This window comes from Pseudomaricurvus hydrocarbonicus, from assembly GCF_011602365.1.
Taxonomy (GTDB): Bacteria; Pseudomonadota; Gammaproteobacteria; order Pseudomonadales; family Cellvibrionaceae; genus Pseudomaricurvus; species Pseudomaricurvus hydrocarbonicus.
On the sequence record NZ_JAAONZ010000004.1, the window covers coordinates 254,922 to 268,042 of the forward strand.

At 53.7% G+C, this 13,121-nt stretch carries 10 protein-coding genes; 5 read left to right on the forward strand and 5 right to left on the reverse strand.

Annotated elements, in window-relative coordinates; translation table 11 throughout:
- Positions 1-90 precede the first annotated feature (90 nt).
- Together G8770_RS07785 and G8770_RS07790 are read left to right on the forward strand one after the other, a co-directional pair.
- Positions 91-723 carry a DUF1326 domain-containing protein gene (locus G8770_RS07785; RefSeq protein ID WP_167184322.1) on the forward strand — a complete coding sequence of 211 codons (633 nt, stop codon included), beginning with the start codon at positions 91-93 and terminating at the stop codon, positions 721-723.
- A 34-nt stretch (positions 724-757) separates the two neighbouring features.
- Positions 758-1,723: a DUF2182 domain-containing protein gene (locus tag G8770_RS07790; RefSeq protein ID WP_167184325.1), complete on the forward strand. Its 966-nt coding sequence runs from the start codon at positions 758-760 to the stop codon at positions 1,721-1,723.
- Between the two features lie 362 nt (positions 1,724-2,085).
- On the opposite strand, the gene G8770_RS07795 is transcribed toward G8770_RS07790, so the two are convergent.
- The 5 genes from G8770_RS07795 to G8770_RS07815 form a co-directional block, all read right to left on the reverse strand.
- On the reverse strand, positions 2,086-4,197 hold the full coding sequence (locus G8770_RS07795) for a BCCT family transporter (protein WP_167184328.1): 2,112 nt from the start codon (positions 4,195-4,197) through the stop codon (positions 2,086-2,088).
- 183 nt (positions 4,198-4,380) lie between these two features.
- A complete protein-coding gene (locus G8770_RS07800) occupies positions 4,381-5,958 on the reverse strand; it encodes a DHA2 family efflux MFS transporter permease subunit (protein WP_167184331.1) in 1,578 nt (525 codons plus the stop codon).
- Positions 5,933-6,931: an HlyD family secretion protein gene (locus G8770_RS07805; RefSeq protein ID WP_208022113.1), complete on the reverse strand. Its 999-nt coding sequence runs from the start codon at positions 6,929-6,931 to the stop codon at positions 5,933-5,935. Before G8770_RS07805 ends, G8770_RS07800 begins: the two co-directional genes overlap by 26 nt.
- A 105-nt stretch (positions 6,932-7,036) precedes the next feature.
- Entirely contained in the window at positions 7,037-7,462 is a 426-nt protein-coding gene (locus G8770_RS07810; protein ID WP_167184334.1) for a MarR family winged helix-turn-helix transcriptional regulator, read from the reverse strand.
- 338 nt (positions 7,463-7,800) lie between these two features.
- Positions 7,801-8,754, reverse strand: a complete 954-nt coding sequence (locus G8770_RS07815) for a hypothetical protein (protein WP_167184337.1) — start codon at positions 8,752-8,754, stop codon at positions 7,801-7,803.
- A 448-nt stretch (positions 8,755-9,202) separates the two neighbouring features.
- Between G8770_RS07815 and katG the strand changes: the two genes are divergently transcribed.
- From katG to G8770_RS07830, 3 genes are all read left to right on the forward strand, one after another.
- Positions 9,203-11,428, forward strand: a complete 2,226-nt coding sequence (gene katG / locus G8770_RS07820) for a catalase/peroxidase HPI (protein ID WP_167184340.1) — start codon at positions 9,203-9,205, stop codon at positions 11,426-11,428.
- A 230-nt stretch (positions 11,429-11,658) separates the two neighbouring features.
- The gene (locus G8770_RS07825) at positions 11,659-12,204 is read left to right on the forward strand and encodes a DUF3833 domain-containing protein (protein WP_208022114.1); all 546 of its coding nucleotides are present in this window, start codon (positions 11,659-11,661) and stop codon (positions 12,202-12,204) included.
- Between the two features lie 120 nt (positions 12,205-12,324).
- On the forward strand, positions 12,325-13,119 hold the full coding sequence (locus G8770_RS07830; RefSeq protein WP_167184343.1) for a sugar phosphate isomerase/epimerase family protein: 795 nt from the start codon (positions 12,325-12,327) through the stop codon (positions 13,117-13,119).
- The last annotated feature ends 2 nt before the right edge of the window (positions 13,120-13,121 follow it).

Genomic DNA, 13,121 nt, shown 5'->3' on the forward strand with positions numbered 1-13,121 from the left:
CTACCCGGCACACGCCCCACGAGTAGCCACACCATTGGTTCACTGTCGCACTGCCCACTGCCGTGCGACTCAAACCACAGGACACTTATCATGATCAGCTGGGAACTTAACGCCACTTCTTTTACCAATTGCAACTGTGATTACGGCTGCCCCTGCCAATTCAATGCCCTGCCCACCCACGGCAATTGCGAGGCAATCCATTCCATGGAAATCAATTCCGGCCATTTTGGAGAGACGGACATCAGCGGATTGAAAGCAGTCACTTCGCTCACATGGCCCGGCCCCATTCATGAAGGCGGCGGCAAAGCGTTTATTATCATTGATGACTCCGCCACCGATGAACAGAGAGCGGCTCTGTTGACCATCATGTCAGGCCTGGAAACCGAGCCCGGAGCGACCATTTGGAACGTGTTTGCGGCAACACTGGACGAAGTGCTGGAGCCCGTTTTCCTGCCCATCGAATTTCATGTAGACATCGAAAACTGTCAAAGTCACATCCGCGTGGGGGATCAGGTAGACATGAAAGGCTCGCCCATCCTGAACCCCGTCACCGGCAAAGAGCACCGGGCGCAAATACATCTGGCGACAGGCTTTGAATACATTGTTGCTGAAATGGGCAGAGGCACCAGCAAGTCCGACGGCCCTATCGCCCTGTCGTTCAAAGACAGCTATGGTCAATTCAATGAGATCCACCTGAACAATCAGGGAATCATCAAGCACTGACGCCCAACTCTCTTTTCACAGTGAACAGTGAACAATGAGCATTGAACCACCCCGTCAAGGTGGAGAGGCAAACCACCAAACACCGGTGAGCGGTGGCCTGAGCAGGAAGCACACAAATCAACCCCTGGGCCAACAAGCGCCAGGGCATACAGTCTCTATCACACTGTATGAACGCCTCGCCAAACACGAACAAAGGCTGACCATTCTGTTGTTGATTGGCCTTTGCGCGTTCAGCTGGTGGTACCTCTGGGCGGGTGCCGGTACGGGCATGTCCCCGGTCGCCATGAGTGAATGGCATCTGCCCTACACCTCACAGTCCACCGTGCGTGCCGACAGCGCCCTGCCGCCTTCAACCATGTCCACAATGGAGCCTATGACGACGGGCAATTGGGACGGGCGCTACAGCCTGATCATGTTTTTTATGTGGTGGGTTATGATGATTGCCATGATGCTCCCCAGTGCCTCACCGATGATTTTATTGTACGGGCGGATGACCCGATTCTATTACCCGCACCACCCCCCATCCCTGGCCATCGGCCTGTTTACAGCCGGCTATTTAGTGGCCTGGGGGGGATTCAGTCTGGCCGCTGTGCTGCTGCATGCCTTTCTGGAAAAGCTCCAAATGGTTGATCAAATGATGATGTGGATCACCCAACCTGTCGTTGCCGGGTCACTGCTCTTTCTCGCCGGCCTCTACCAGTTGACGCCCATTAAAAACCGCTGCCTTCAGTATTGTCGAACTCCGGCCATGTTTCTCAGTCAACACTGGCAAAAAGGGCTGAGCGGTGCGTTCAAAATTGGCCTTCACCACGGGGGGTATTGCCTGGGGTGTTGTTGGTTATTGATGTTATTACTGTTCGTCGGCGGCGCCATGAACCTGTATTGGATATTTGGGCTGGCCCTTTGGGTTGCGGTAGAAAAGATACTGGGCCCTCGCCAAGCGCTGATCTGGATATCCTCTGCCGTACTGGTGCTGGCCGGAGTCAACCTGATGCTGTGAAGGTATCTCGGCAGCGATTTGGGAACCATAGCCGGGCGCTGCAACCAGCGTTCAAAGCGCGGGCCAATGCGAACCATAGTCCGTGACACCACCCAGCATTGATCGCCAGAGGGGGCTTCAAATGCTCTGGCGTGGTGGGCGAGCGGTTTTGAAGTCTGGTTCCAGCTGCCACAGGGATGAACGGCGCATAGGGCCATACGGGATGTATTTGACCTGTTCGACCAACCTTTGCGGTGACGCGGCATAGCCGACAAATTTAAGAGCCGCTCGCGTATTGCGACCACTCCTGGGCCCCACCAGACACCCTAGTAGCAAACCTGATGATCGCAAAGAAGGTCCAGGGGCGCCCTTAGGCTGCCATGTTATTTAGGGTCGAATACCCCCGTCTCCGACTTCCTTGCCGAGCTCGCCACCCCAGGCGCCACTTCCGGAGGCTCGGGTGGCGTCACCAGCATGTCATCATGTGCTTCCATTTTCCAAGGCAGAATCGCGGGTGATATATGCAGAAAATGCAGATGCTTTTCAAACTGATCCAGAATGTCAGTAATAATGTCCTGCTGATCAAGCCCAAAAATATCGTAGCACTGACCGCCCCGCCGCAGAAAAACCTCGGCTCGGTAGTAGTGTTTACCGTAATCGTGATCCCGCGGCATCTGAGGATAAGCATAGTCCGGCAACAGGTGCTCTATCATGCGAATTTCGTAAATAAAGTCCACCTGCTCCTCTTTGATGACTTCCAGATAAAGACGATTGAAATCCTCGTCCATGTGGACTTCAGCCTGCCAGCCCTCCTTCACCAGCTCGCGCTCAACCCGATGCATGGCTTTGCAGACCGTCGAATTCATAAACTCCTTGACTTCATTGCGTTCGGGGAAGGTCACCAGATCATGCAAGCGCCGGCGCCACAAACTGCGGCCATTGGCTGCCAGAGAGCGCTGTTGCAGATCGGTTTTCAAGCTTTGCTGATGGTGGCCTTCAATGATCAGTGCTCGCCACATACCCACGGCCGCAACAATCATGATCACACAGAAAGGCAGCGCACTGACGATCGTCATCGTTTGCAAGGCACTTAATCCACCGGCCAACAGCAAGGCAGAAGCAACAATACCCTCGGTAGAGGCCCAGAATACCCGCTGCCATATGGGTGTCTCCAGTGCACCGCCAGAGGCCAGAGAATCAATCACCAGGGAGCCGGAATCCGAGGAGGTGACAAAAAACGTTATGATCAACAACACCGTCACAAACGATAAAATCGAACTCATTGGCAGGATTTCGTACAGCTTAAACAGCGCAATGGCCTGATTATTCTGCACTTCGCCGATCAGCACGGTATAGCCCTCATTCATGATTTCATTGAGCGCCGTATCCCCAAAAATGGAAAACCACAGAAAGGTAAATAATGACGGAACCAGCATGACTCCAATGACAAACTGACGGATGGTACGCCCCCGGCTGATCTTCGCGATAAACAACCCGACAAACGGCGCCCACGCAATGGTCCAGCCAAAAATAAACAGCGTCCAGTTCCCAATCCAGTCAGAATGGCTGTAGGCCTGCAAGTTGAAAGTACGCTCAACCACATTACTGAGGTAGCTGCCTGTATTTTGCAGGAATGCTTCCAGGATATGGATCGTGGGTCCAACAATAAAGACAAACAGCATCAGTGAAATCGCCAGCAGCATATTCACGATGGACAGCCGTTTTACCCCCTTATCCATGCCCGCCACCACAGAAAAAATAGCGAGGCCCGTGATCAATACAATCGTAACCACCTGCACAAAAGTACTCACCGGGATTTGGGGCCATAAATAGTGGAGGCCTGCATTAATCTGCGTCACCGACAAGCCCAGAGTGGTCGCGATGCCGAACAGGGTACCGAGAATGGCGAACACATCCACAGCGTGTCCGATAGGGCCGTATATTTTTTCACCAATCAGAGGGTAAAGCGCCGAGCGAATGGAAAGCGGAAGACCGTGCCGGAAAGCAAAATATGCCAGCACCAATCCCACCAGACCGTAGATCGCCCAAATGTGAAAGCCCCAGTGAAAGAAAGCAATTTGCATGGCTTGCTTGGCGGAGTTTACCGTCTCTGCCGCCCCCTCCGGTGGCGATGCGTAGTGCAAAACCGGCTCTGCCACACCAAAAAACAGCAACGCGATGCCATAACCTGCTGAAAACAGCATCGCAAACCACTCCGGGAAACTGTACTGCGGGTCAGCGTGGTCGGGGCCCAGCTTGATGTGTCCCCACCGTGTCAGTGCCACACCGACAATAAACATAAGAAAAAATGCCACCGACAACATATAAAACCAACCAAAAGTATTGGTGATATACGCCAGTGTGGTTTGAAAGAATGCGCCGGCCAATTCGGGATTGCTGATGGTGCCAATCACCAACAGAACAATCACCACAACAGCGGGGACAAAAACGGGAATCAGTACCGTGGAACCGGCCTTGGCAACTTGCCCTGTCATATATCCATCCTAGGTGTTGTCAAAAATTACGCTACAAGCCTAACATTTCAAACCATAGGGTGCACATTTGCGCCCGACTGCATAAGTCAAGTCGATGAAAGGAAACAAGGATCCCAGGAAACTTTCAAGATCGAACCAGCTGGCCCCGCGTATAAAAGTGCAAGGCCAGAGGTTGTAAAATGCTTAATGAAGTCGAATGGGTTTCATGAACAAGGGGATCAGCGCGATGACAAAAATCAACATCGCCATTGCGTGAAAGTTGTTCAGATAAGAAATCATCAGCGCCTGGCGGTTAACCTCAGCATCCAACATCTGCAGCACGGCTGAGCCATACTGCCCCAGAGTACTGGTCAGCGCGGTCACGTCAAAACCTTGCAGCGTATTTTCTGTCACATGCTCCGTTAAACCGGCGTGTGATACTTGCTGACTGCGTGAGAGCATGGTGAAAATCGCCGAGATGCCAAAACTACCACCGAGATTGCGCATCAAATTCAACAAGCTGGAACCGTCGGGGCGATGCTCCGGAGCGACTGTCGCAAAGGCGGCTATGTTCATAGGCATAAAGATAAGCCCCAAACCCAGCCCTTGTATAAAACCGGCCACAAGAATCTCGGTACTGCCCATTTCCAAAGACCAGCGCGACATCAGCACCAGCCCAAAGGCGGCCAACAAGTAGCCCACAGTAATCATATAACGGACATCCAACCGCTGTGAAAGCTTGCCCGCCAGCATCATCGTCATCATCACCCCAAGACCGCGCGGCATCATCAGCATACCGGTGTCCAGTGCGGTGTAACCATAAACGGTTTGAAACATGGTTGGCAGTATTGACGAAATAGCAATGTTCGCCACGCCGAGCATAAACATCACACCCATGGCGCCCAGAAAATTGGCATTTTTCAGTAACACAGACGGAAACAAGGGTACTTTTGTGTAACGGGTATGAATGAAAAACATCCAAAAGGCTGACAGCGCAATGATCATCTCGAGAATGATCTCCCAGGAACTGAACCAGTCTTTGTGACTCCCCCGGTCGAGCAATAATTGCAACGCCACCAAGCCAGTCGCCAGAATGAAAAAACCAAATCGATCCAGTTTGCGCGGCACCAGCGGCCGGCTGGGCAACAACCACACCAGCAGCAATAAGGTCGGTATTCCGATGGGCAGATTGACGTAAAACACCCAGCGCCAACTCAGCGTATCGGTTAAAAGTCCACCGAGCATAGGGCCGGTAATTGGGCCAATCATGATCACCATTCCCCATAAGGACATGGCCGAAGCCTGTTTACTGGGTTTGGTGGTATCAAACAAGATGGTTTGTGACATGGGGCCAATGAAAGCGGCGCAGATACCCTGAAAAGCTCGAAAAGCCACCATCTGAGACAGTGACGTGGCTGCACCACAGAGCACTGACGCCAGCAAAAAACCCGCCACAGCCCACAGAAACACCTGCCTTGATCCCAGCCGGTCAGAAACCCAACCGACTATCGGTGTGACCAGCACTCCGGCGATGATAAAACTGGTCAGTACCCAGCTGATGGTGTCGCTGGTCGCCCCAAGGCTGGCCTGCATATGTGGCAAGGCAACGTTGGCAATGGTGATGTCCAAAATTTGGATAAGCGACACGCACATCACAGCAATCATCAACAGACGAGGGTGTCGACTTGCCAGTGAAGCCTGATCCAATGGATCTGCTTGTGCAGACGCGCCCGACTGTGTGGATCCCTTTACCGGTTCAACCGCGGGTGTTGATTCGGACATGCGCCGATAATCCTGTAATCATGAGCTTCGAGGAGGCGTCATTAATGGCAATTCGAACCGATACTCGCTGCGTGATTTTTACCCAGTTACCGTTAGCATTTTGCGCGGGTAACACGGAAAACTCAGAGCCCGTACCAGCCCCAATGCTCTCCACCTGTCCGCTAAATGCCACTCCAGGGTAAGTGTCCAGCTCTATGGTGACTGGCTGACCAATGCGCATGTTTTCCAGGTCAGTTTCTTTGAAATTTGCTTCAACCCAGCTGCGATCGGCCTTAACAATGTTCATCGCAGAAAGACCCTGCATTAAAAACTGCCCGACCTGCAAACGACCGGTTTGGGTGATTATGCCTGCCGCCGGAGCCCTCACCTCTGTACGCGATAAATTCAGGCGCGCCTTGTCCAACTGCACTTGTGCGGCAAGAATCATTGGGTTGACACCGGAGGCCGAGCCGCCGGTAGAGAGCGCTGCTTTTGCCTTAGCGGCTTCAGCACGAGCCCTATCCAGTCGGGACCGTGCTTCAGACAGAGCGTGTTCAGCCGCCTGCACAGAGGCTTCAGTGGAGACCCGGGTTTTCAAAAGCTCTTGCTGGCGGTGGTATTCTTTTTCAAAATAGCTGATATCTTCTTCGGCACTTTCAATATCCACACTGGACGTTGCAAACTCAACTTCCAACTCTTCGACCTTTGCCCTTGCGTTGGCTAAAGACGCTTCCGCTTCAGCCACGGCCAGTTCAAAAGGTTCCGGATCAATGCGAAACAGTAAATCGCCGGCGGCTACCGGTTGATTTTCTCGCACATGCACTTCGACGATACGGCCACCAACCTCTGCACCAACAGCGATCATATCCTGTTTAACGTAAGCATTATCCGTCGATACATAATTCTGGCCGGACAAAAAATAAGCAAAACCGGCGGCCATTAGCAACACTGGAACAACCAGCATCAAGGCAATACTGCGGAAAGAACGAGACACCTCTGGTACTCCATAAAATCTCTAAAAACCAGCCGTAACTGGCACATCATCAATGACTGAATGCTTGTTTGAGACAATCAGTCAGTGTCTAAATCGCCTGGGTATCTAATCATTCGGGTCCAGGCCCTTGGCCGGAGTATTTTTCACCAGGTTGAGGCGCATTTGCTGCAGGGACTGCGACATCATCTCGCGCTCCTGGGCAGAAACGCCCTCCATGGCTTCGGACAGCACTTCCTGCCCCAGGGGCTTAAGCTCTTCTGACAGTTGTTTTGCCTTATCCGTCAAATACAGACGCCAAACCCGTCGGTCAGTCGGGTCGCGGCGCCTTTCCACCATGCCGGCTTCCTGCAGGCGATCTGCCATTCGGCAGAGCGTAATGGGCTCTACATCAAGGTGTTCGGCCAGGCGGCCTTGATTAATGCCTTCATGGCGCTTTAACACGGTCATGACCTGCCATTGTGTTCTGGTGACCCCAAGGGTTTTAGCCCGCTCATCAAAAGCACGGCGAACCATCCTGGATACATCAGCCATCAATATGAAAATGTTCTCTTCCAATCTCGGTAACCTGTTAATTCAAAGTGCCTGTTATTCAAGTGCGCCCCTTTAATAAGCAGGCATTTAATAATGATACACTTTATAACTATGCTTATAATATTACCAGTACACTTTCCCAGAGCCAAATTCGATTCGAGAGGACTGCGGAGCGACCTGAAGAGCCCCCGGATATCGGCCAAACGCAGGGCAAACAACGCCCGATACAGGAGCATACACCGCGAAATTCCGCTAAAAGTGGCTGAACAGCCATGAACGTGAAGAAAACTAATCAGAAAAGCTCTTGGGACTGAGAGAGCAGGATTTACGGGTTGGGGTCAATGGGCTGCTGGTGAATGGGCTGCTGGTATGGACGCCGAAATAGTTGCCCCCTTCCAGCCAAACTCACCGGCCGGCAACTCAAGCGAGTAGTTGCGTCCTCTCAGCCGGGCTCGCAACCAGGGTTGCAGAGCCGTCAACACTGCAGGCTGACGGCCCATCAGGGGCGAATTAAGACGTAGCACATCCCCGGCCCCATTAAGCTTATACACCTGTTCGGTGCCATTAGCCCCTCCACTCAATGCAAATTCCGACCAATCCACAAGCACACCGTGACTCTGCTGCTGCGCCAAGCCGCTCAGAAGCCTGCCGGCCTCTGTAAACAACTGTACACACAGCTTGCGCACCGCTCCCGGGTTATCGCTTGGCTGAAAGGCAACACGGATTCCATCGTGAGCACACACCAGCCCCTCGACCGTAAATGACCAGGCCGGCTTCACTGTTTCAGTAGCCGAAGTTGCTGCAGGTAGCCGATCAGGCACCGGGACAGCGCCAGGACTTGAGGGCATCAACGACGATAAGCCGGTCAGCTCATAACAGTCCCTCACCTGACAGAATTGCTCCAACACGGATTGCTCGAAAGCTGGCTGCTTCTCCATTCGCGGGTGAGACAGCATCACCTGTTGATGGTTAATTTCCAACACCAGCTCCGCCTCATCAAACACCAGCAAGGACACATCCGCGCCGCTGTCGACGCTGATTTGAAGACGATGCAGCTGGCCGGCATAGCGCTCCACGGCTATCCGCCACTGAGACTGATCCGTTCCCGCCTGCGACTTTTCATGCAATGCCTCAGAACCACCCTCAGCCAGACCGGCCTCGACATAATAGCTCTCAGTCAATAGCAACAGCGCAATGCTGGCAAAGTCCTGCCGCCACTCCCGCGGTGCGGACTGTAACGCCTCAACGGTGCGGTCATAGCGAGAGCTGACTGCGTGTACTTGAGAGGCCACAAGCACAGACACCATTAAAACAGCGATCTTCTCTAAGACGGCGATCTTCTCTAAGACAGCGACTCTCACTCGGTATGAAAACATAACCCCCTCCTTTATGGGTATCGACCGGCATTGACTTCAATTCAGCCGTCCTTGTGCCAAAGTCAGCGACTGCGCACCTCCAGCACAAGAAGATACAACCCCTAACCTGGACGGCCTTCAGCGGCCAGAGGCTCGGTTTAAACACCAGCCCGGCCAGCATCGGAACCGCCTATCGAACTCATAGAAATGAACGATTTCAGCGACAAATGGACAACGATTAACCTGCTCATTGCTGAACACCTCGATCCATTTGCCGATTCCTGCACAGCTCATTGGTTTTAGCACCACTCAGAGAATCTGTCCTACCGAGCCCGTTCGGCAGAGCAAGTTCAAACACCACAACGACAAACCACATGGAACTTCTATGATCAGACAAAAGCTCCCCCTCATCGCCGCCATAGCGCTGGCCATGTCACCGTTAGTAGCGCCGGGCACTGCATCGGCCGAAGGCCAACCGCAATCCACGCAATTCTGGTGGCCGGAACAGCTTAGCCTTGCCCCTTTGCGTCAACACGCCGCTGAATCCGATCCCATGGGTGAAAACTTTGACTACGCCGAAGCCTTTAAAACCCTGGATCTTGATGCCGTCAAGCAAGACATCGAAGTCCTGATGACCACCTCTCAGGACTGGTGGCCGGCTGACTATGGCCACTATGGTCCGTTTTTCATTCGCATGGCCTGGCACAGCGCCGGCGTTTACCGCATTTGGGATGGCCGTGGCGGTGCCGCCGGGGGACAGCAACGATTCGAACCGCTCAACAGCTGGCCGGACAACGTCAACCTCGACAAGGCCCGCCGTCTTTTGTGGCCGGTTAAACAAAAATACGGCAACAAAATTTCCTGGGCCGACCTGATGGTTCTGACCGGTAACGTTGCCCTGGAATCCATGGGTTTTGAAACCTTTGGTTTTGCCGGCGGCCGTGAAGACGACTGGGAAGCCGACATGGTTTATTGGGGGCCTGAAACTGAGTGGCTGGCTGGCGACAAACGCTACAGTGGCAAGCGCAAGCTGGAAAAACCCCTCGCCGCGGTGCAGATGGGGCTGATCTATGTCAATCCGGAAGGCCCCAACGGCAACCCGGATCCATTACTGGCCGCACAGGACATTCGCGACACCTTTGGCCGCATGGCCATGAACGATGAAGAAACCGTGGCCCTGATCGCTGGCGGACACACGTTTGGTAAAGCCCACGGTGCTCACAAGCCCGAAGAATGCGTTGGCGCCGAGCCCGCAGCGGCAGGTGTCGAAGAGCAAGGCTTTGGCTGGAAGAACAAGTGCGGCAGCGGTAAAGGCGCCGACACCGTCACCAGTGGCCTTGAAGGTGCCTGGTCAGCCAACCCCGTTGCCTGGACGTCACAGTATCTGGATAACCTGTTCGCTTACGAGTGGGTGAAGACCAAGAGCCCGGCGGGTGCGACCCAGTGGATCCCGGCTAACGGGCAGGCTTCTACTCTGGTGCCTGACGCCCATGACAACACCAAGCGTCACGCCCCCATCATGTTCACCACCGACCTGGCCTTGAAATTTGACCCAAGCTACCGGGCAATCGCCAAGCGCTTCCATGAAGACCCCGCTGAGTACCGGTTGGCCTTTGCCAAAGCCTGGTTCAAGCTGACGCACCGCGACATGGGACCCCGCATCCGCTACCTCGGTGATGAAGCCCCCCAGGAAGTGTTGATTTGGCAGGATCCAATCCCGGAAGTGAATCACAAACTGGTCAGCAAGCGCGACATCAAGAAACTGAAATCCCAGATTCTGGGTTCTGGCCTGAGTGTGCCCGAACTGGTGAGAACCGCCTGGTCCTCCGCGTCCAGTTTCCGCGGTACCGACATGCGCGGTGGTGCTAACGGCGCCCGCATCCGATTGGCACCGCAGAAAGACTGGGAAGCCAACAACCCTGAAGAACTGGCGAACGTTCTCCAGAGTCTGCAAAAAATCCAGCAGGCGTTCAACCGCAAAGGCGGTAAGACTCAGGTATCACTTGCGGACCTGATTGTTCTGGGCGGCGCCGCGGCCATTGAAAAAGCCGCCGCAACAGCTGGACATGACATTTCTGTACCATTCACGCCGGGTCGTATGGACGCCTCCCAAGCGCAAACCGATGCTCAATCGTTTGCAGCGCTGCAACCGACGGCTGACGGTTTCCGCAACTACTTCAGCGAACACAACATCCTGTCGCCGGCGGAGAAACTGGTGGACAAAGCCAACCTGCTCACACTGACGGTGCCTGAAATGACGGTATTGGTGGGTGGTCTGCGCGGCCTGGACGCTAACTACGAAGGCGCTGACACCGGAGTTTTCACTGATCGTCCCGGCACGCTGAGCAACGATTTCTTTGTCAACCTGCTGGACATGTCCACTGAATGGAAAAAATCCGATCAGCCAGGACTGTACGAAGGTCGTGATCGCAGCACGGGTGAACTTAAGTGGACCGCCACCCCGGTTGATCTGATTTTCGGCTCACATTCCGAATTGCGCGCCATTGCAGAGGTCTACGCGGCTGCCGATGCCGACGACAAGTTCCTCACAGACTTTGTCGACGCCTGGGTCAAGGTCATGCAACTGGATCGTTTTGATCTCGATGTGTAAACATTGACGGGGCTGACGCTCAACGTTCAGCCCCAAACCTACAGAAGAGTCTTTGTGCCAGCGAAGACTCCCTTTTTCATTTCAGACTCGCCTCCCCCCGACCACCTCAGGTTTGATCCAGCGCCGGCAACTCACCGTATAAACCCTCTAAATCGAAGCTGTCGACGCGCCATACAATCGTCACTTCCTGAGCTCTGCCGCCCTCACTCGTAATGTTAAAGGAAATTACTATGTCACTATTGCGAACTATGATTTTGATCCCGCTGATTGCCCTGGCAATCGCTGTCACTGGGTGTACTCAACTGGAGGACTACGCAGACACCCAGCCGGCGTTCAAATTGGAACAATTTTTTGATGGCCCGCTCACGGCTCATGGTATTTTCAAAGATTACAAGGGAACCGTGATCAAGCGCTTCCGGGTAGACATGATCGGCTCCTGGGAAGGCAATGTCGGGCGTCTGAAGGAGGACTTTTTTTATGACGACGGCACCACCGAACAGCGCATCTGGACCATCACCAAAACCGACAGCGGCCACTATGTCGGCACCGCCGCGGACATTAAAGGCGAGGCGATCGGCACAACCTCGGGGTTTGCCCTAAATTGGCAATACGTGATGCGACTTCCCGTCGGCGACACAGTCTACAACCTGAGCTTCGATGACTGGATGTACCGTCTTGACTCCAATACCGTCCTCAATGAGGCCAGCGTGAGTAAGCTGGGCGTTACGGTGGGCAAAGTCGTGCTGGTGATGCACAAGATCGAATCACAGCAATAACAGATTTTCCTGTGCAACGCCTCTACAGCGATTGAGGCCGTTTGCTGCGGTAGAAATTCAGGTTAAGATCAAGGCGTGGGTAAAAGGTTTTACTAATCTGTAACTCAAGGAAAAACGCCAATGACCTCGCTGGGCATACATCATTTAACCGCCGTTGAAACCGACCCGGCTGAATTTGTCTCCATCGCTGCGGCTGTGGGTTGCAAAAGAATTTCGGTATTCACTCAGACATTCAGTCCACAAAGCGGTTGGCACCTGGTGACACGAAATAACATTCAGGCATTTAAAGATCGACTGGACTCAACCGGTGTACAGGTCACCAACATTGAATGCTTTATGATCACCCCGCACACAGACATCGAGAGTTTCCGCTCTTCGCTGGAGCTGGGAGCGCAACTGAATGCACGCGGCGCCACCGCCCTGCTCTACGATGCCGACGAAGCCCGTGTTATTGATCAGCTGTCACGCTTATGCGAACTGACCGCCGAGTACGGGTTACACACCAACATTGAATTTATGCCGTTGGCACCTCGCTGGAAAACGCTGTCTCAGGCGGTCGAACTGATGCATCAGATCAATCAACCCAATTTGGGACTCGGTATCGATCTGCTGCACATGATTCGCTCGGGCAGCCCAATTGAAGACCTGGCAAACCTGCCACCCGAACAGATTCACTACGCCCAAATTTGCGACAGCATCAGTCTGGATGTCACCGAAGAATATGCCAATGAAGCCGGCAACAGCCGACTGGCACCCGCTGAAGGTCATTTTCCGATTCAGCGCTTTCTGCAAACCCTGCCGGCGGGAACACCGATCGAACTGGAGGTACCACAGCAACAACCAGGTTCTGCACGTGAACGGGTGAAGAGAATATTCGCCGCCGGTCGGCGGCAAATGGAAACAGCGGGACTCTGAAA